18 protein-coding genes and 2 pseudogenes are annotated in these 19,981 nt (G+C 35.9%); 8 read left to right on the plus strand and 12 right to left on the minus strand.

From position 1 onward, the window contains the following. Positions 1-225: 225 nt before the first annotated feature. The 3 genes and pseudogenes from M5V91_RS29480 to ccsB all read right to left on the minus strand — a co-directional run bounded on the left by M5V91_RS29480 (position 226) and on the right by ccsB (position 2,974). Positions 226-366: a hypothetical protein gene (locus tag M5V91_RS29480; RefSeq protein ID WP_019380949.1), complete on the minus strand. Its 141-nt coding sequence runs from the start codon at positions 364-366 to the stop codon at positions 226-228. Positions 367-1,043: 677 nt separating this feature from the next. Continuing rightward, positions 1,044-1,670, minus strand: coding sequence for a cytochrome (ubi)quinol oxidase subunit III (locus M5V91_RS29485; protein WP_019380950.1), 627 nt, complete (start codon positions 1,668-1,670; stop codon positions 1,044-1,046). 129 nt (positions 1,671-1,799) lie between these two features. Beyond that, a pseudogene (gene ccsB / locus M5V91_RS29490) lies at positions 1,800-2,974 on the minus strand (c-type cytochrome biogenesis protein CcsB). 976 nt (positions 2,975-3,950) lie between these two features. Between ccsB and M5V91_RS30810 the strand changes: the two are divergent. Further along, a complete protein-coding gene (locus M5V91_RS30810) occupies positions 3,951-4,256 on the plus strand; it encodes a zinc dependent phospholipase C family protein (RefSeq protein WP_439649978.1) in 306 nt (101 codons plus the stop codon). 8 nt (positions 4,257-4,264) lie between these two features. Further along, positions 4,265-4,501 (plus strand): hypothetical protein, encoded by a 237-nt coding sequence (locus M5V91_RS29495; RefSeq protein WP_284522326.1) that lies wholly within the window; start codon positions 4,265-4,267, stop codon positions 4,499-4,501. A gap of 118 nt (positions 4,502-4,619) precedes the next feature. Here the strand turns inward: M5V91_RS29495 and M5V91_RS29500 are convergent, their stop codons facing one another. From M5V91_RS29500 to M5V91_RS29510, 3 genes are all read right to left on the minus strand, one after another. Then, entirely contained in the window at positions 4,620-5,492 is an 873-nt protein-coding gene (locus M5V91_RS29500; RefSeq protein ID WP_019380953.1) for a peptidylprolyl isomerase, read from the minus strand. A 548-nt stretch (positions 5,493-6,040) separates the two neighbouring features. Continuing rightward, positions 6,041-8,167, minus strand: a complete 2,127-nt coding sequence (locus M5V91_RS29505; protein WP_019380955.1) for a heavy metal translocating P-type ATPase — start codon at positions 8,165-8,167, stop codon at positions 6,041-6,043. After that, on the minus strand, positions 8,145-8,543 hold the full coding sequence (locus tag M5V91_RS29510) for an ArsR/SmtB family transcription factor (protein ID WP_019380956.1): 399 nt from the start codon (positions 8,541-8,543) through the stop codon (positions 8,145-8,147). Before M5V91_RS29510 ends, M5V91_RS29505 begins: the two co-directional genes overlap by 23 nt. A gap of 156 nt (positions 8,544-8,699) precedes the next feature. Between M5V91_RS29510 and M5V91_RS29515 the strand changes: the two genes are divergently transcribed. The 4 genes from M5V91_RS29515 to M5V91_RS29530 are packed head-to-tail and all read left to right on the plus strand — an operon-like array spanning position 8,700 to position 11,516. Next, the gene (locus tag M5V91_RS29515; protein ID WP_019380957.1) at positions 8,700-9,263 is read left to right on the plus strand and encodes a copper resistance CopC family protein; all 564 of its coding nucleotides are present in this window, start codon (positions 8,700-8,702) and stop codon (positions 9,261-9,263) included. A 3-nt stretch (positions 9,264-9,266) separates the two neighbouring features. After that, entirely contained in the window at positions 9,267-10,361 is a 1,095-nt protein-coding gene (locus M5V91_RS29520; protein WP_019380958.1) for a CopD family protein, read from the plus strand. Positions 10,362-10,413: 52 nt separating this feature from the next. Then, positions 10,414-11,094, plus strand: a complete 681-nt coding sequence (locus M5V91_RS29525) for a DsbA family protein (RefSeq protein ID WP_019380959.1) — start codon at positions 10,414-10,416, stop codon at positions 11,092-11,094. Continuing rightward, a complete protein-coding gene (locus tag M5V91_RS29530; RefSeq protein WP_019380960.1) occupies positions 11,094-11,516 on the plus strand; it encodes a disulfide oxidoreductase in 423 nt (140 codons plus the stop codon). The genes M5V91_RS29525 and M5V91_RS29530 overlap by 1 nt, the downstream gene beginning before the upstream one ends. Before the next feature lie 312 nt (positions 11,517-11,828). On the opposite strand, the gene M5V91_RS29535 is transcribed toward M5V91_RS29530, so the two are convergent. Then, positions 11,829-12,035 carry a capping complex subunit for YIEGIA gene (locus M5V91_RS29535; protein WP_019380961.1) on the minus strand — a complete coding sequence of 69 codons (207 nt, stop codon included), beginning with the start codon at positions 12,033-12,035 and terminating at the stop codon, positions 11,829-11,831. A gap of 1 nt (position 12,036) precedes the next feature. After that, positions 12,037-12,948 carry a YIEGIA family protein gene (locus M5V91_RS29540; protein ID WP_019380962.1) on the minus strand — a complete coding sequence of 304 codons (912 nt, stop codon included), beginning with the start codon at positions 12,946-12,948 and terminating at the stop codon, positions 12,037-12,039. Positions 12,949-13,215: 267 nt separating this feature from the next. Between M5V91_RS29540 and resA the strand changes: the two genes are divergently transcribed. After that, entirely contained in the window at positions 13,216-13,737 is a 522-nt protein-coding gene (resA, locus tag M5V91_RS29545) for a thiol-disulfide oxidoreductase ResA (protein ID WP_019380963.1), read from the plus strand. 125 nt (positions 13,738-13,862) lie between these two features. After that, positions 13,863-14,573 carry a cytochrome c biogenesis CcdA family protein gene (locus M5V91_RS29550; protein ID WP_019380964.1) on the plus strand — a complete coding sequence of 237 codons (711 nt, stop codon included), beginning with the start codon at positions 13,863-13,865 and terminating at the stop codon, positions 14,571-14,573. A gap of 575 nt (positions 14,574-15,148) precedes the next feature. Here M5V91_RS29550 and M5V91_RS29555 read toward each other — a convergent pair. The 4 genes and pseudogenes from M5V91_RS29555 to qoxB form a co-directional block, all read right to left on the minus strand. Continuing rightward, the gene (locus M5V91_RS29555; protein WP_019380965.1) at positions 15,149-16,573 is read right to left on the minus strand and encodes an N-acetylmuramoyl-L-alanine amidase; all 1,425 of its coding nucleotides are present in this window, start codon (positions 16,571-16,573) and stop codon (positions 15,149-15,151) included. A 530-nt stretch (positions 16,574-17,103) separates the two neighbouring features. Continuing rightward, the gene (gene qoxD / locus M5V91_RS29560; protein ID WP_019380967.1) at positions 17,104-17,388 is read right to left on the minus strand and encodes a cytochrome aa3 quinol oxidase subunit IV; all 285 of its coding nucleotides are present in this window, start codon (positions 17,386-17,388) and stop codon (positions 17,104-17,106) included. Positions 17,389-17,390: 2 nt separating this feature from the next. Then, a complete protein-coding gene (gene qoxC, locus M5V91_RS29565) occupies positions 17,391-17,987 on the minus strand; it encodes a cytochrome aa3 quinol oxidase subunit III (RefSeq protein ID WP_019380968.1) in 597 nt (198 codons plus the stop codon). Further along, positions 17,984-19,932, minus strand: a pseudogene (gene qoxB / locus M5V91_RS29570) (cytochrome aa3 quinol oxidase subunit I). The gene qoxC and the pseudogene qoxB overlap by 4 nt, the downstream one beginning before the upstream one ends. Positions 19,933-19,981: the final 49 nt, after the last annotated feature.

Here is a 19,981-nt window from a genome sequence, read left to right on the forward strand (position 1 = left end):
ATTAGTACAATACACCCCGGAGAAATCGGATTTTTTATTAGAACGACTATCCGGGATATATTCTTATCTCACTCATTAGTACCCTAGTGTAGAACTTCGTCCTTTAGAATTGGTTTTACACTTTCTTCAAGTTTATGAACCCAAGTAACCCCGTAACTATATAATTACCTTTGCCCAGTTTTCTCCCTATAGGTATGTACTTAAATACTATTCAGCATAATCCACCTAATACTCCCGGAAATGAATTACCCTTAAATCTACCCCTTTAACTCTTGTTTCAGGATCTCTAATCTCCATATAACCAGATGGGTAGACAAAAAGTATCTTGTAGACTTTATCTTTATGTATCACTCTATAATTCTTCATAACTCCTCCATGTTTGTTATCAAGGTCTTATGTCTTTTTTTCATTATACTATTGATAGCCAAGTGACTTTCGTATGGACGAGTAAAATTTCATGATCAACTTCCAATGTGCTCATAAATCTATAGAATGATTAGGTGAATATTCGAAAATTATAAAGAGGATTACTGGGTACCAGAAGGATTATTACCTGGAGAAAATATGTTAATAAAACTACTTGAAATAAAAAAGACGGTTGAGATATTTCTTAAATAAGAAGAACCCACAAATTGTATCGTTAAGGTGGATTTTGTGTCGAGCTTGTAAATGTTACGGATATTCAAAAAATAAATGATGATGAAGCCCCTCTCGATTGAGGAAAGCTTCTTCATCTATTCATTTTTTATGTTTATTATGTTCAAAATTAATAAGCTGGTACTTTACAAGCTGCTTAAATGTCGATATTTTTATCAGCATTTCCATAAGTAGGTGTTATCCGGAAAGTAATGTATCAACCCCTAGCTGTTTCCTTTTTACTCTATGAAGCAAGAGTTTACTAAAAAAAGGATTCCAGAGAGAAGGAATCCTTTTTAAACCATTCGCATGGTTATAACTTCACGCGTTACATATTTATATGTGTTTCAAGTAAATTAGCATGTTTGAATAGAAAACCTTATCATTTTAAAATAAAACAATAACGATTATCCTACCAGCCCCATTAAATATACAACTGTAAAAATGAATACCCATACAACATCAATAAAATGCCAGTATAAGCTTGCTATATAAAATTTTGGAGCATTGTATAGGTTTAATCCACGTCTCGCATTTCTAACCATGAGAGTCACAATCCATAGAAGTCCAAAAGCAACGTGTGCACCGTGGAAACCAACTAGTACATAAAATGCAGAGCCGAATGCACTGCTTGTAAAAGTATGTCCCTTATGAAAATACTCTGTAAACTCGTAAATTTCCAATCCTAAAAATGCAACACCTAAAAGAACCGTAATCCCAAGCCATAATTGCATTTTCTTAAAATTAAAATTTTTCATATGATACATTGCACAAACACTTGTAAGTGAGCTAACTAGTAAAAGCATAGTCGCAACAAAAACTATTTCCATGCTGAAAAGCTCATTTGTCAAAGGGTGGTCCCCATTTGGAACCTTGTTTTTTAAAGCAAGATACGTTGCAAAGAGGGAGGCAAAAAGAACTGTCTCTCCACCTAAGAAAAACCAGAAACCTAAAAATTTATTTTTTGCTTCAAGCGTAGCTCTTTCAGGCGAAGTTGGCCATGTTTCCAATGTGAATTTCTCTTCAGTTTGCATAATATAAATTCCTCCCCTATTACTTCAAATATTTTAATTTTGATTAGTCTACCTTCTTAGCTGAGAAATTTTACTTCTTTTATGTCCCGAGCATTTATAATGCATATTAGGCCGTTTGAAAATTACACCTTACGCATATGAGTGTAGACCTGCTATAATTAGATTTACGAAAATCAAATTGAAGATAATAATTCCGAATCCGATAACTCCAAGCCAAGCTGATTTCTGACCGTGCCAGCCCTTAGAGAGACGCAAGTGTAAATACACTGCATAAAATAACCATGTAATTAATGCCCATACCTCTTTTGGATCCCATCCCCAGAAACGAGTCCACGCAATTTGAGCCCATATCATCGCAAAAACAAGAGCGCCTAGAGTGAATATTGGAAAACCTATTGTAACCGATCTATACCCAATTTCATCGACTAAATCAAGGTTGACATTCTTCGTTAATGGCTGTATAGCAGCTGAGATTCTTTTTCTTAAAATCAGTCTTAGCGACCCGTATAAAAGTAAACCAGTAACAACTGACCAGATGACTGTATTTAGTCTTCCTGCTGCAATGATTGCAGGCACCTCAACAAACGCTTCCATTTTACCTTTTGTAAGTAATTCACCTTGATTTGGCCCTATAATAGAAGGCAGATTATATATCATTTCAACCTCTTGATCATTTTTATTAACCCATTTATAGACTGCTTCATACTCCATCCCTCTGAAAATGCTTGTAATTACTACAAAAGAAAGAGTCGCCACAATCGTGTACATGATAACCTCAAGCCCAAAAGTCCCTTTTGAGCGTTGCGTCTGATCAACAGAACGAAGTAAATAAATGATCCCTGCAATGAAACTGCTAGCCAAAATAGCCGAACCTAGTGCAGTGGTTGTTACGTGGATAGCAAGCCAATCGCTTTGCAGCGCTGGTATTAATGGGGAAATGTCTCTCGGAAACATACTCCCATATGCAATGATCAATAATGTGATTGGTAAAGTAAATAAACCAATATAGCTGCCTTATATATAAGGTAAAGAATTATGAATGCCAAGACCATCATCATGCTAAAAGCTGTAATAAATTCAAACATATTACTAACAGGAGCTTGTCCAGAAGCGACCCATCGAGTAATAAAATATCCCAAGTGAGAAGCAAAGGCTACTATAGTGACCGTTATTGCAACTTTTGCCCATTGACTTGGGTTTTCGTATTGTTTTCTCTTATCTCTAATGGCTCCTCCAAATAATAGTGTTGCCAATAGATATAGGTAGAATGCTAGGTATAATAGGTTACTGCTAAGAGCTACCATCTTTATCTCCTCTACTACATTTTTTCGATTATTTGATCGGAAAGTTATTGTATGCAATTTTTTTAATGGAAAAAGTAGGTTTAAGTACCTGCCTAAATCTGTATTTAATTAAAAATGCTTTACCACTTTTTCTGGTATGTCTTCGGAAACTACTAACAAGAGAGCTTTCTCTACAACACATGTATGTCCATATTTTAGTGAATTTTTAATATGAAATCTTCATGTTTTCTTCTTAATTCAATATATTTCTCCACCTCAAAAAAATAAATAATAAAGTGAATAATTTAATTTCGGAGAATTTTAGGATTTTCATAAAGCCATTTCTCGAGATGAAAGCAAAATACTGGGTAAGAGAAATAACCGGCCTGTATTATTTGTGGAAAAAGTACAAATAGGTGTTTTACTCTTGTGAACTTGCCAAAACTAACCTACAACTAATAGTTCTATCAAAGCAAAAGAAAAAGGCTTTTTAATTCTATTGGTTAACACCCTTTCTTTACAGATGACATAAGTATAGATTATGAATTTGCAAAAACTGTGGAGATTTTTAGATAAAAACAAAAAGGAACCTAAAAGGCTCCCTTCTGTTTAGTTTGTTTACCATTCATTTTATGGTTCAAATATTAATATATCCGAAATGTATGCAGTTTATGTGAAGAGTAAGAAAATAACATTTCTTTCTTTATAGCATGCTTATTTCATACACATTTTTCAAAATTAGTAAGTCAGACCCTACAATATCTATCGCTTCCCCTTTATGTTATACTTTTATTAATCAGATTACTTAACATATATCTCTAAGAAGCCTCTTTTTGGGTAATTTTTTTCTATATATATTTAAGGGATTTAGAAATACATGATATATTCAAGTAATTTTTTTAACTTGATTTTTTTACAATTCATATTTTTGCATTGAGATAATAGAATTCTTTATCGAAAGGAATGTTTCATCCTGTTTGCTTATTCACATCATGTTATGTCTCTACAGATCCAATCGTTTGTTAAGGAAAATTCACAATACAGTGTAGATACACCCACTTTTTCTTGGGCAAATATGAAACCTGACTTTATACCTAATCTTGCAAAACGGAAACATTATATAGAAGAATCTTTTGACTTTGTTGTAGATAAAATTCTATCACTCCTTAAGTTACCTTCTTACAACCTATTAGATAAAAACAAGCGAAAAAGAATTGATGTTGAAATGGGTATTATCTGCCATTTCCTCACAGACTTTTTTGCGTCCCTCATAATCAGAGATGGGAATTTAAGCATCACATGATACCGCATGTGAAATATGAATCTATACTCGACCAAAAAGCAAAATCACTTAATATAGTAGAAAAATTAAAAATGCCGCTAATTTTGCATAACTCAAGAGAGAGTATTTCAGATTTTTTAAAAGAGCTTCTTGAAGAGTATGAACAGAAAAAAGATTATATGAGAGATGTTGTTTTTTCTGTGAATGTAAGTACAGCTATCTGCAGCTATATAATTAAAAGTATTATGTCAAATGATAAAATGTAAAATCGGTCAAAAAGAACCCCCATGTTAAGCTTTTAATGCTTACAAGGGGTTCTTTTATAATGAGAGCGATTTATTAATTACAAGTAGGGTATTGGCCTGGATTATTAAGTAAATTATTTTATTTTGAAGCACTTGACGTTTCAAGGATTCCTTTCAAGTCCTTGTCATTGATCTTCACTTTAGCATCTTCAAATTCTTTTTTCATGACTTCTTCAATTTTAGAATTATCTAACTTAGATACCTTCAATTGATATTCAAGCTCTTTTTTCATAGATTCAAAGGACTCTTTCTCTTTCTTTTCAGTAACTTGAATAATATGGTAACCATTTTGAGTTTTTACCGGATCGCTAAATTTATTAACTTCAAGGGCATAAGCGGCCTCTTCAAATTCTGGAACCATTTTTCCCGATCCAAACCAACCTAGATCTCCACCGTTTTCCGCAGAACCTGGATCCTTTGAAAATTCTTTGGCTAAATCTTCGAACTTCTCTCCATCATCTAGCCTATTTTTGATATCTTTTGCAGTTTTTTCATCCTCTAAAAGGATATGGCGTGCTTTTATTTCAGGTTTATAGTTTTCATAACTATCCTTTAGTTCTTTATCTGTAACTTTTATATCTTTAATTGCCGCTTTTTCTACAAGAAGTTGTTCCTTAAGGATTTCTTTCAGTTCCTTTTCATCTTTAATATTATTTTGCATTAATAGTGCTTCAAAGTTTGATCCTGCCTGGTCCTTGATTTCCTTTACTTTTTTATCCAATTCCTCTTTTTCCACTTTATATTTATCTTCTAGGACTTTTTTGTATAACAGCTCCTGAAGGGCTTGCTCTCCGTACTTTTCTTTCATAGCGATGTAAAGGTCATCGCTGGAGATATTGCCTGCTTTTGTTTCTGCGATCACTTCCTCGTTATCGATTCCTTGTGAGCTGCTGCATGCACTAAGTCCAATAAGCAACCCAGCTGTTGATAAGGATATTAACAGTTTTTTCATATTGTCACTCCTAGTATGGTATTAATTTTTTTACGAAGATAATTCTGGTATATAAAGATAATTACCAAATCATAAAAAGTTATATTAAATTTTATCTTACAATTTAAATATGACGATTTTATGAATAAACTATAAATTAAATAAAATATTTTTGAATCTCATTATAATTAAATCTATGTAATATAATTGTTATGCTTCTTGCATGATTTCTGCAGATTTTTATACTATATTTTAACCCTAGGACACTTTTCACCCCTTAAAATATTTACAGCGAAGTTTCCTTTTATAAGGTACTTCGCTGTAAAAAACTAAATTAAAATTTAAGGAGATTTGGTATTGCTATATACAGTAATAGTTTGTCTGGTGTTATCAATACTTTCTGTTGGAGTTATATATATTTTTAAGAAAAAATCAGATAAAGAGCTTCAGGAACTAAATTTGCACAGCTATAAGGGTGAGAATAAAACCAAAAATTAAGTTGAGCATTCAGGAATAATAAAACGGGTGGAGCTAAGGCCTTCTACCCGTTTTATTTGTTCATTTCTTATTTACTCTTTTACTTTTAAAAGTCTCATAGAATTTAATACTACTATAAGCGTTGCACCCATGTCTGCAAAAATAGCCATCCACAGGGTCAGCCAGCCGGGAACGATTAAGACTAATGCAAGAAGTTTTAAACCTAACGCAAAGGTGATATTTTGTTTAATAATCCCTAGGGTTCTCCTGCTAAGCTCGATGGTATATGGAAGTTTATTTAAATCGTCAGCCATTAATGCAATGTCAGCAGTCTCTAATGCTGTATCTGTACCTGCTCCGCCCATCGCAATTCCAACTGTTGAGCTTGCTAAAGCTGGAGCATCGTTTATTCCATCCCCGACCATAGCGACTTTCCCGTGTTGTTCCCTTAATGAATTAATGGTACTTAATTTATCCTGAGGCATTAGTTCAGCTTTTACTTCGGTTAAACCAACCGAATTACCGATAGCCTGGCCAGTTGCCTTATTGTCACCTGTCAACATAATGGTTTTCTCTATACCAATATCGTGTAATTTTCGAATCACGTTTCGGCTGCTGTCCCTCAACTGATCTGCAACGGCAATCAGTCCGATGATAGTTGTCTCAGTTCCTAAGAGCATCACTGTTTTCCCTTGGGTCTGCAATCTTTTTATCTCTTCTTCAACAGAGGAGGTGAGGTGTATTATTTCTTTAAAGAGTTTGGGGCTTCCAATAAAATAACTTTCACCGTTCACCACTGCTTTTGCACCTTTTCCAGTTATTGATTGAAAATCTTCGGCCTTAAATTCATTTGAAAAAATCCCCATCTGTTCTGCCTTCCTGATGATAGCTGATGCTAAAGGATGCTGTGAAAATTTTTCGATGGCCATAGAAATCCCTACTAATTTTCTCTCGTCTATTTCACTTAAGACTTTAAGGTCTGTTACTTCTGGTGTTCCTTTTGTTAGGGTTCCAGTTTTGTCAAATGCAATGACTTTGATGCGTCCTGCTTCCTCAAGATAAATACCGCCTTTAATCAATACTCCCTTTTTGGCAGCATTTCCGATTGCAGTAACGATAGCAACCGGTGTTGAAATAACAAGTGCACATGGGCATCCGACAACAAGTACAGCTAACCCTCGATAAATCCATTCGGACCAGTCTCCTCCCATAAATAACGGTGGAATAATTGCGATTAAAAATGCGAGCGACATGATGGCCGGCGTATAGTACTTAGCGAATTTCTCCACAAATGCTTGAGATGGAGCGCGCTCTGCCTGTGCTTCTTCTACCAAGTGGATAATTTTCGCAATGGTAGTATCTTCAACTCGTTTAGTCACCTTAACTTCCAGTGAGCCTTCTTCGTTTAAAGTTCCTGCAAACACTTCGTCTCCAATAGTCTTAAGAACCGGAATAGATTCTCCTGTAATGGCTGCTTGATTAATGGAAGATTGGCCATTTACTACTTCTCCATCCATAGCTAGCTTTTGGCCTGGCTTAATGATCAGGATGTCGCCTACAACAATATCTTCAACATCCATTTCCATTTCTTGATTGTCCCTACGGATTAATGCCTTTTTAGGTGCAATGTCCATTAGAGAGCGGATAGATTGACGGGCTTTATCCATTGAATAACTTTCCAGTGCCTCGCTTACGGCGAATAAAAAGACAACAACAGCGCCTTCACTCCATTCCCCTATAAAAGCTGCACCTATAACAGCAATCGTCATAAGGGTTTTCATATCGAATTGAAGCTTAGTAAGGTTTTTGAGACCTTCTTTAATTAATCCAGAACCACCTACTAAAATGGATGCCGCAAAGATTGCAATTGTACTTATATGGCCCTCCCCAATGGTGTACAGGGAAAAGTATCCGGCAATTAGCAAAAGTAGTGACATCAGTGTTTTTTGATTTTCGCTTTTTTTCCAAAAAGACTCATTTTCTTGAACTACTCTCTGACGTTCAGGATACACCTTGATTCCGTCAAAGGATCCTGCCTGTTCTAGCTCCTGGATAGTCGCATCACCAAAAATGGTTATCTTTGATGCTCCGAAGTTTAATTGCACATCATTAACTGTTTCAATCTCCCGGATGTTTTTTTCAAATTTAGCTGCACAACTCGTACAGGAAAGACCTTGTAATCGATAGGTTTCCTTGCTACTTGCCAGTGCTTTCCCCATCTCCTTCACCTTCCTTTGAGTGTATTAAAGCAATAGAAACTAGTTGATGGACGTGCTCATCTGATAAAGAGTAAAATACCATCTTTCCCTCTTTCCGATATTTAGCCAAGCCCATTTTACGCAGTAAACGCAAATGGTGGGAAGCGGTGGCAGTACTGGATCCGATAATATTAGCCACATCACATACACACAATTCTTCTTCAAGTGTAAGTGCGTATGCAATCTTTATTCTTGTTGAATCGGATAGCGCCTTAAACAGTTGCTCTACTCCCATTATCTCATCTATCCGCCCGCTTACTCGGCTAACCTTTTCTTCATCGTAGCAAAACGTCTCACATGTATCTTGGGAAGATTTGTTCAATACTTTATCACTCATATTTGTCACCCTTTATTCAAATATTTGTTTGAATATGTTATATCGTTAGTCTATGCTGATTTAACAAATTTGTCAAAAATTTATTCAAATGTACTTTTGAATAATTATATTTACTCTGTTAAAATAAAGTTCGTTAATACTATTAGGAGGTTTCTTATGATTAAAAAGCTATTCTTAATTACCTTTATACTTTTTATCGTTTCTGTAAACAATGCCTTTGGGCATACAGGTTTAGAGAGCTCCAGTCCACAAGATGGAGAAGTCATTACAGCTGGACCAAATGACATAAAAATGACATTTGAAACAAAGGTTGAACAAGGGAGCACATTTGAAGTAACGAATGCAAATGGTGATTCGATTTCAATCGAGAACATCACTTTAAGCAATAATCAAATGACCGGAAGACTTTCAAACGATTTAGCTAACGGTGCTTATAAGGTTAATTGGAAGATAATTGGTGCAGATGGACATCCAATAGAAGGACAATTCTCATTTTCTGTAAACGCGCCAACAACGGTGGATCCTACTGAGGAAAATGAAGATAGCGGGCAAAAGAGCACAGAAAAAAATAAAGATGACTCAGATTCACTTAATGAAGAAGAAGTTCAAACAGGACAAGAGCAGACAAAGCCAAAAACTAATTGGATCCCTTCATTAATTGGAATTTTAATTATTGCAGTAATCGGAAGCTTTTTATGGATTATGAGAAAGGGAAAATAACAAATGTTTATTGCAGGTATCATAACTGAAACCCTTTTATATCTATGTTTTTCCATTTTAATTGGAGCCTTTCTATTATCCTTAGTGCCATTTCAGTCTAAACCTGATATAAAAGTGCCTAAAGGTATTTTGATGGCTGCGACAGGTGGGGTAGCAGTATTTTCCTTTGTTCCAGTATTGCAATTGATTTTATTTCTTTACCAAGACATTGGAATGGGACAAACCTTTCAATCTGTTCTTTTTACTTTTGAAGTTGGCAAAGCATGGATTGTAACCTATCTTCTATCGAATCTATTATTTATTTATATCATCTGGTTTGACTATAGAAGGAAGCGATTATTTGCGTTAATCGGTATTTTCATTACATTCTTATTGATTTTAGCGCTTGGGTGGTCAAGCCATGCTAGCTCCCTGGACCAGTGGAAAGGTTTTATTGCACATTCGACCCACTTTACTGCTGTTAGTATCTGGATTGGAATCCTGATTACTGTCAGCTGGTTCTCAAAAAATCATCATAACTGGCTGAACTTCTTAAAATGGTTTACGCCTGTTGCTCTCGTATGTTTAATGGTAACCATAGGAACTGGTCTGGTATTAACGGCGTTTGTAATTGATTATAGAGATTATACAAATGCCTGGATGGTTCCATATGGCCAAGCGTTGTTAATCAAACATTTACTGATTATACCTTTAGTATTGTACGCGGGCATTAATAGTGTCCTAATCAGAAGGAAATTAAAAGCAGATGCAGAGTTTAACCCAGTCCCCTGGACAAGGGTTGAAAGTGCAGTGATATTAATGATTTTTGCAGTTACAGCCGCATTGGGACAGCAATCGCCTCCTCATGATATTGAGGTGACAGTTAAAAGCGGCGTCTCCAAACTATTTGCCTTGTTCTATCAAGGCCAGATTGATTCTGCCATGCCTGTCCAAATGACGGCAAACATAACTGGTATATCTCTCGGAGTAGTAGCTATTCTGTTTCTTGCTTTAACTTTACTTTCCTATATTAAGAGGTCTTCAGCTGCCCTTTCATTTCTAATGAGCATATTGTTTGTTGTTTCTGCCTATCTATCATTGCTTTTAAGCATTAAATAGAATTCTGTCTTGATAGAATACAAAAGAAAAAAGATTATTAGGAGGTAAAAGTATGTCAAAGAAAATTCAGTCCCCTATGAAATTGATTATGGTTATAACTTTGCTGGTTTTTGCGATGATTGCAGCTTTAGTGGTCATCAATAATATGAAATCTGAACAAAATGCTTCCCCTAGTTTTGAGGAAGGCCCATCCATTGAAGGACAGCCAGTATTAGGAAAATCGGATGCTCCTGTAACGGTCGTAGAGTTTGGTGATTTTAAATGTCCCGCTTGCAAGGCTTGGGGACAAAATATCTTTCCAAAGCTTGTAGAAGACTATGTTGACACTGGTAAAGTTAAGTTTTCTTACATCAACGTTCTATTTCATGGAGATGAATCCAAGCTAGGTTCAGTAGCCGCGGAAGCAGTTTATAAACAAAATCCAGACAGCTATTGGGAATTTAATAAAGCCCTTTTTAATGCGCAACCTGATGAAGACCATGATTCTTTATGGATAACAATGGAAAAAATTAAGGAGGTTGCTAGCTCAATTCCTGGGATTGATTCTGACCAGTTAGAAAAAGATATCCAAAGCCAAGAAGTCATTGATGAGGTAAATAACGATTCAGCGCTTGTGGAGAAGTTTAAAGTAAAGCAGACACCAAGTATTATGGTAAATGGCACAATGCTTGAAGATCCATTTGATTATGAGAAAATAAAGAGTCTAATAGACCAGGCATTAGAGGATAAATAATGAAAGAACTTAACGTAAATCAAGCAAACATGTATTTGGCATGGATTGTTGCTTTGACTGCAACCCTTGGCAGCCTTTATTTTAGTGAAATACGGGGGTTCATCCCCTGTGAGCTATGCTGGTACCAGCGAATTCTTATGTACCCGCTCGCCTTGATTCTGGGGGTAGGCACTTTCCAAAATGACCTTTCTGTCAAAAAGTTTGTGCTCCCGATGGCGGCTATTGGATGGTGTATTTCCTTTTATCATTACCTTGTTCAAAAAGTGCCGGGATTTGCCCCTATCAAGCCTTGCGTGAATGGAGTTCCCTGCAGTGCACAATATATTAACTGGTTTGGGATTATCACGATTCCATTTTTAGCCCTTACTGCTTTTACAATCATCATCTATCTAATGATTTTTATTAAGCAAAAGAAGAACTAGGCAATTAAGACACCCTTATCGTGTACGAATTAGACGTGAACAGTTATAAAATTCTAAAAAGAAACCAGATTATATTTTAAATTACAAATTATCGGCATCGGTTCTTTAACCGATGCCGATAATTTTTAAACCTCAAGGCTATTATCAGTGTTAGTATAGGAATTTACATAGGTAAACAATTATATAATATAGTTTGGACTCACTTTTTGTTGCAATTAAATGGACAAAAAGTATAAAAAATCGCATAAGCTGTATATTTTTATATCAAGTTGCATGTTTGGTTTTATAAGCCACATAAAGAATATTAAGTGTTTATACTCGAAGTACCAGGTAATCCCCTGACTTCATTTGCACAACATCTGCTTTCATAGCTTTAGCGATATCTACAGTTAGAGATTCAGCATCTTTCTCATCCTTGGCGAGTAGCATCAGTGGTTTTCCTCCCAGCACCCTTTCTTTATTAGTGGTTATAAATGCTAATATTTCATAATTAGGCTTTTGTGTTGATTCGCGTCCCAAATTACTCTCTCCCTGTTAAATTAGTTTTCATTACTGCATGACTTTTCTTAGAACTTTCAAGTAGTGGAGTCTCCTTTACTGTTTCAATCAATTTATTAATGTCTTTTACAATAGGAACTAACGTGATCACCACTCTTCCTGCCTCATAGTCTTTCCGTGTGAAGTGATATCTCTTTACGCCTATTGACCTGGTAGCTTCAAATAATATGGCTTGCCTTTGACCATAATTATCGAGTGTAATTCGAAAATGTTCTTCGCGTGGATAAATAACAATCGCAATGCCCTCTTTTTCGAACAGTTTACGAGCATTCTCAGTTCCAAGCTGATCCGAAACATAAATGTCGTCTACAAATAGTTCAGAATCTCTTATCTCCACTTTTCCTTCCTTAATATCCGCAATATCGCCAACAGTTTTTCCTTTTGAAAAACGCTTCAAAACATAAAATACAAAAAAGCCGACAATCACCCCACACACTACATTAATCCAAGGCGTATCATTGTTAATTAGCTGAATTGTGAGACCTGTTGAAAATGAGACAATTAAAGCAAAGTAGTTCCTTGCTTCAAAGGTCTTGGCGATACCATCAATATAAGCATCCCCTCTATAAGTTGCTTCAGTATTCTCAAGGTCTTTTAAACTATCCCTTTCGGTCTTCCGTACATCCCTGAACTGCTGTATAGCCAGTGTCAAGAAAGTTACCGCAACAAAGTTTTTAGTCATTAAAGCCGGAATAGCAACCGCTCCTAAAGCTGCTGCAACAAATCCAGTGATAAGATGTGTTAAATAGCCATTTGGATAGCTAGGATATTGCCGATAGTCTTCTTTAATGGTTAAAACTCTTGCTAGTGTTCCAACTACAATTGCAGTAGTTATTAATACAATTTGGTCTGTTGAAATAATTCCGTCTTTCATTTTCTCACTCCTTAACAACCCATTATTGCCTTTTTCAGAAAAGGTATTCTTTTGAACCAAAATTGTTGATCTACTGTACTAGCGTAGCTGGATTCTAATTAATTAATTTTTTGATTTTAATGGCCAAGTATCAAAAGAGCTTGGGGTTATTAAACACCCCATTTACAACAATATTCTAATATGCATTTGAATATTGTATTTATCTTTACTATAATAGTAATTAAAGACAATCTAAGCAAAGTTTGAATAAAAATTAAGGAGATTGATATGAAAAGAAAAAGACTTATTATTCGAAGTGTGATTTTAATCCTGCTTTTTGGTGCTGTCGGATATACTCTTTATGCGAACTTTACAAAAGACAAGACTGTGATTGCAGAAGGAACAGCTGCCCCTGACTTTTCATTAGAGACACTGGATGGAGAGCGGATAAAATTATCTGATTTAAGAGGAAAAGGAGTCTTTTTGAACTTTTGGGGAACTTGGTGTAAGCCATGTGAAAAAGAAATGCCATATATGGAGAATCAGTATAAAAAGTTTAAAGATAAAGGAGTAGAAATTCTGGCTGTTAATATTGATGAAAGTGATTTTTCTGTTTCAACATTTGTGAAAAGACATAATTTAACGTTTCCGATACTGATGGATCGTGGGAGTGTTGTAACGGAATTATACAATATTGGTCCTATCCCCACTACAATATTAATAGACAAAAGTGGGAAAGTTGTTAAAGTATTAACCGGCACAATGACGGAGGAAGATATTAGCAATTACATGGAGTCGATTGCTCCTTAGTATAAAAGCCCTTTACAGGGCTTTTATACTTTCATGCTGATTACGTTAGATACCACATTGGAAGTTATAGATAACTTATAGAATGGCCGAAGCCAACATTTAAGCTTTGATGGAGGTTGTATTTTATGGATTTAAATTTGTTCTTAGCATTTGGAGCTGGTTTGCTGTCCTTTATCTCACCATGCTCTCTTCCCTTATATCCTGCATTTATTTCCTATATAACGGGTATATCCGTTAATGACCTTAAAAGTAAAAGAGCCCAATTCTTTAAAAGCAATGCATTCTTTCATACTTTATTATTTTTGGTCGGCTTTTCGATTATTTTCTTGGCGTTAGGATGGTCAAGTTCTCTAATCGGTGTACTGTTTATTCAATATAAAGATTTGTTGGAGCAAATAGGAGCCATCATTATTTTCTTTTTCGGTCTTATTATGGTAGGTGTGCTGAAGTTTGATTTTCTGATGATGGACCATAAGGTGCAATTTAAGAAGAAACCAGCAGGGTTTTTAGGATCAATATTAATAGGAATGGGGTTTGCAGCTGGATGGACACCTTGTACAGGGCCTATTTTGGCAGCTGTTTTTGCTCTTGGAATCACTAATCCAGGGCAGGGCTTGTTGTATATGGCTGTATATTGTCTTGGATTTTCCATACCTTTTCTATTTATGTCAATGTTTATAGATAAACTGACATTCTTTAAAAGGCACAGTGATTCACTTATGAAGGCTGGTGGGATTATAATGATACTAATGGGTGTTATTTTATATTTCAATTGGCTTACAAAATTAATCTCCGTCATTACAAACAGCCTTTTTGGCGGTTTTACTGGTTTTTAATTAGAAGAATCATATAGCAGTTTGGTGTAGGAGATAAAAAAATTAAATAGTAATAAACGATTGTAGTCTAATTTATTTATTAATGTATTGGTATTATCTAAAGAATATGTACGAGTTTTTTACATATTAGGGTTAGATTATGTCTCATAATTATTGTATTCTCTAAAATCTTGAGGCTGTTAAATACCTAGTAAAAATGAAAAAAAAGACCGATTTGACCAAAAAACTAATTTGACTCAAAAAACTTAATTAGATATAAAAGGCATTGTTTATATATAATGCCTTTTTACACTAAATTTAGTATTACCTTTAGAAAAAATTAAGACATTGACTATGTTTATTGTTATCCTGTTGATTAGTATGTCAATTTCGGTGCTGCATGTACTCACATCATTTTAAGTCTGCTTTATAGACACAAAAGGTCCAAATCTTATGCGATTTGAACCTAAAATTACCTTCTATATTCATATTTTGTAATCTCAATAAAACTGTTGAGCTTGTAAAAAAGATCTATAAAAAATATTTCCATCAATAACTGTTAAGGTTAGCTGGGGCATGAATATACTTTTGATTGATTAATGGAGCTTCTCTGAGGGACTTGCTCCCAATTGCTGGTATAAAGATGCTACGTCCTTCTTTTGATAATGATGGTAATAGTCCAGGATTCCCAAATAAATAGCTTTTGCAGCCAGTTCTCTCCATTGAGGGGACCGAAGCTTGTCATTATCAGTTTTATTATCAATGAATCCGAGTTCAACTAGCACCGCGGGCATTGAATTTTCTCTGATTACATGAAAATCCCCGTTTTTCACCCCTCTGTCATTTAACTCCCATGCTTCCAATAACCTATTTTGGATATACTTAGCTGCTGCTTTACTCTGATTAACATTTGGATTTTGTGAAGCAGAATAGTAATATGTCTCAGTTCCATGGCCTGAACCGTTAAATGAGTTTGCATGGATGCTTACAAATAAATCGCCATTAGCATTTTGGGCTTTAGATACACGATCTTTTAATTCAATTTTTGTGTCCCTGTCTCTGGTCATCACTACAGCAAAAGGAGACTTTTTAATATAGGTATTTAACCTTAAAGCAGTATCTAGTACAACATCTTTTTCATATATCCCATACCCAGATGCCCCCGTATCGGGATAACCATGCCCGGGATCGATAATTATCGTCTCATCACTGAGTGGATTTTTTGTTCCAGATGAACCTTGTAAACTATTTATACTTAAGTAATCTTGATGTACGAAACCTTTTGAACCCCCTACAGATATATAAGCCCATTTTCCAATGGAATAACCAATATTTACTTGCGTTCCTGTTTCGAGCTTATTGACAACTGGATACTTTATAGAAGGGCCGCTTCTGACATTGAGTACATCAGCATTCACTAGTGCCTTTTTTGAAAAAGAAACAGACGCTCTCCTAGTTCTTAACTCTTCATTGATTGACCTAGCTAAAAACACAGCAAAATCTGATCGTATAAGTGTTTTATTAAGACCAAATGTTCCATCAGGGTATCCTTGTGCTATTCCAAGGTTCATAAGAACTGTTCCTGATGAACTCGTATTAGACCCACCGAGGTTAAATGCCCGGTTTAACATAAGTGCCATCTCACCCCTTGTTACTGACTTGTTAGGTCTAAAAGTACCATCAGGATAACCCGAAAGAATCCCGTTTTTGTATGCATCATTGATGTACCCTGAGGCAAAATAACTTGAGGACACATCCTTGAAATTGGTAGAACTATTTCCTGAGCTATACTGCAAAGCTCGTCCAATCATAGCAGCAGCCTCTCCCCTTGTAACTTGCTTATTTGGCGAAAATCGGGTAGCGCTTGTTCCGCTTACAATATCTCCAATTTTTAAGTAATTTATTTCTCTTTCAGCCCTATGATTCACTCCTAAATCTGAGAATGATTCGGCACTTCCAGGCGATGCGAATGTAAACAATAGAAAAGTAGCAGTAAACAAGAGAATTAACAAACGTTTCATTTATTAAAAAACACCCTTTTCTTTAAATTTTGATCCTTTAAATATATTATCGACATAATTATTCGCACTTTTTAATATAAAAGTCTGCTTCATCTCCTTTTGCTGTTTATGAGTGAGTATCGTTGTTATATGGATTAATAAACTCATATTTCACTAAATAAACATTGTCAGCCGAAACTGTCAATAATTTTAAATCCGAAATATTTGACAATTTTGTGAACAGGTTGAATAATATATAAAAAGGAGGTTGTTAACATATGGAATCTCGAGTAAAAATTTTAAATGCCCTAAAGTTTACAAGCGGCACTATAACTTTGATTGGCATCATTATTTTTTTCTAGGACTTTTTGAAAACGGTTACAGTGTTTTGACACCCATCGGTGTTGGCACAATAGTAGGAGCTGTTTTTATCTTCCTGATGGGTATGTTCTTGGTAGCATCTGAAGAGATGGTAAAAAAGATTGGGAGACAGCAATAAGATTCGAAGCAATAAAAAGAGCGCCCTTTCAAGACGCTCCTTTTGTTACATATTAATAATAACCCCAAATTAATGACAGTAATGTACCGAAAACTGTCACTAAGGCTATGAAAAAACCATAATACAGCGTAGTGTAGATTGACCTCTTATCTTTCGATTCACCAGCGTGCATAAAAACAACCAATTGAACAGCTGCTTGAATAAAAGCTGTTATAAGAAGAATGGTCATAGCTAACTCAAATGACATATCCAAAAAGTAAACTGAAAGAGCAATTACCGTTAGGACAATAGAGAATACAAACCCTAATACTTGTTTTGGAGGAAATAATTCTTTCATTTCTATATCATTCCTTTCAGGAAGACGAAGCTAAAGATGAAAATCCACACCACGTCCAGAAAGTGCCAGTAAAGCGAGAAGATAAATGCTTTATTCGCTGTTTCAGGTGTCAAGCCCCGCTTTATAACTTGAAGGATAATAAACGCCCCCCAGAATAAGCCAAAGGTAACGTGTGCTCCATGTGTTCCTAAAGTTAGAAACAAGATAGCTGTAAAACCGCTAGTTTGCAGTGTTGCTCCTTCGTGAACATAGACAATAAAATCATATATTTCTACTCCTAAGAAACCAAGTCCAAGTAGTAGAGTAATTGCAAAGAAAGTAATCATGGCTTTTGCCTTGCCTAACCGCATGGCATGGATCCCGAGCCCAATTGTGAAACTGCTTGTCAAAAGTAATATTGTTTCAATCAGTACCGGTGTAATCTCGAAAATCTCAGCTCCAGATGGACCGCTGCCTGTCCGATCCACCAAAGTAAAATAAGAAGCAAAAAGCGTCCCAAAGAGAGCAATTTCAGCTCCAAGAAAAATCCAAAATCCTAATATGTTAAGGCGATTTTGTTCTGTTCCATATTCTAAAGGGAGCGAGTGATCTATTTTCATTTTTTGGCACCTCCCAATTCTTCTTCTGTTTTTTCGATTTCTTCAACAGAAATATAACGGCCATGGTCTTTCTCGAATGAGCGGTGAGCCAAACACGCAGCTATGCCGATTGAAGCAAGAACCGCGAGCATCCACATGCCGAATACAAAAGCAAAGCCCCATACAAAAAAGACTAATCCCATTAAAAACGGTACGCCACTATTATTAGGCATATGAATCGGTTCATACTTGCCTTTAAATAATTTATATCCTTTTTTCTTGTAATCCCAAAATGCTTCAGTTGAATCAACTTCCGGCACGATTGCAAAATTATATTCAGGGACTGGATTATGTGTAGCCCACTCTAATGAACGCGCGTCCCATGGATCTGCAGGGATATCCCTTGATGAGTATCGAATACTGTAATAGATGTTATAAACAATTAACGCAAATCCTATTGCCAGTCCAATGGCACCAATAAACGAAATCAGATTCCATATTCCAAATCCAGTTGATTCCGAATAGGTATACATCCGGCGTGCCTGGCCATCCAATCCAGAAATAAACATAGGGAAAAAGGTTACGCATACACTGATCGCAATAAACCAGAATGACCATTTACCAAGCCTTTCATTCAGCATAAAGCCGAACATTTTCGGCCACCAGTAGAAAAGTCCAGCTATCATGGCAAAAACAACGCCAGGAATGATAACCAGATGGAAATGAGCAACCAGGAACATTGTATTATGGTATTGATAGTCGGCGCTGGCCATCCCTAGCATAACACCCGTCACCCCACCGATTGTAAATATCGGGATAAAGCCGAGCGAGTAGAGCATTGGGGTGGTAAAAACGATTTTCCCTTTTCGAAGGGTGAACAGCCAGTTAAAAATCTTAATCCCGGTAGGAACAGCAATAGCCATCGTGGTAATCGAAAAAATACTGTTTACTAATGCTCCCTGACCCATTGTAAAGAAATGGTGGACCCAAACAAGGAAAGAAAGCACAGAGATAGCGACCATTGATATAACCATAGATTTATAGCCATATAGATTACGGCGTGAAAAGGTTGAAATAATTTCACTATAAATACCAAATGCGGGCAATATTAAGATATAAACTTCGGGATGGCCCCAAACCCAGAACAAGTTAGCCCAAAGCATGTCCAATCCGCCATTACTTGTTGTGAAAAAGTTAGTAGCAAATAGACGATCCATGGTACCCATTAATAATGCTACTGTCAATACTGGAAAGGCAAAGACAATAATCAGATTAGTAATTAACGCTGACCATGTGAACATGGGCATTTTCATTAAGGTCATCCCGGGAGCTCTCATTTTCAGAATGGTCGTAATAAAGTTAATACCAGTAATTAATGTACCAAGTCCAGAGATTTGAAGAGCAAGCATGTAGTAGTTAGTACCTACAGATTTACTATATTCAGTTCCTGCCAGCGGGAAGTAAGAAGTCCAACCAGAATCTGGAGACCCCCGATAACGAACGAAATATTGAAGAGCATTGCTCCGAAAAAGTACAGCCAAAAACTTAAAGCGTTTAATCTTGGGAAAGCCACATCACGTGCACCAATTTGCAATGGAACAGCAAAATTCATTAATGCCATAATAAACGCCATTGCCATAAAGATAATCATAACAACACCATGTGTTGTAAAAATTTCATTGTATTCCTGTGCGCCAAGCAGCGTATTCTCTGGAACAGCCGTTTGGGCACGCATCATTATGGCGTCTACCCCTCCACGGAAAAGCATCAGTAAAGCTGATATTAGATACATGATTCCAATCCGTTTGTGGTCCACGGTCGTCAGCCATTCACGCCATAGGTATCCCCATTTTTTGTAATATGTCAGTCCTACAAAGATAGCGACCATTGTAAGGGCTATGGCAACCATCGATGCGTAAATTGTAGGTCCTGGATTAGGTACGGCAAATCGTGCTAAGAAATCCATACTATTTGACTCCTTTCGGAAAGTGTGTTGCTAAAATATCCAGCTAGAA

It is taken from the genome of Cytobacillus pseudoceanisediminis, assembly GCF_023516215.1.
GTDB lineage: Bacteria > Bacillota > Bacilli > Bacillales > Cytobacillaceae > Cytobacillus > Cytobacillus pseudoceanisediminis.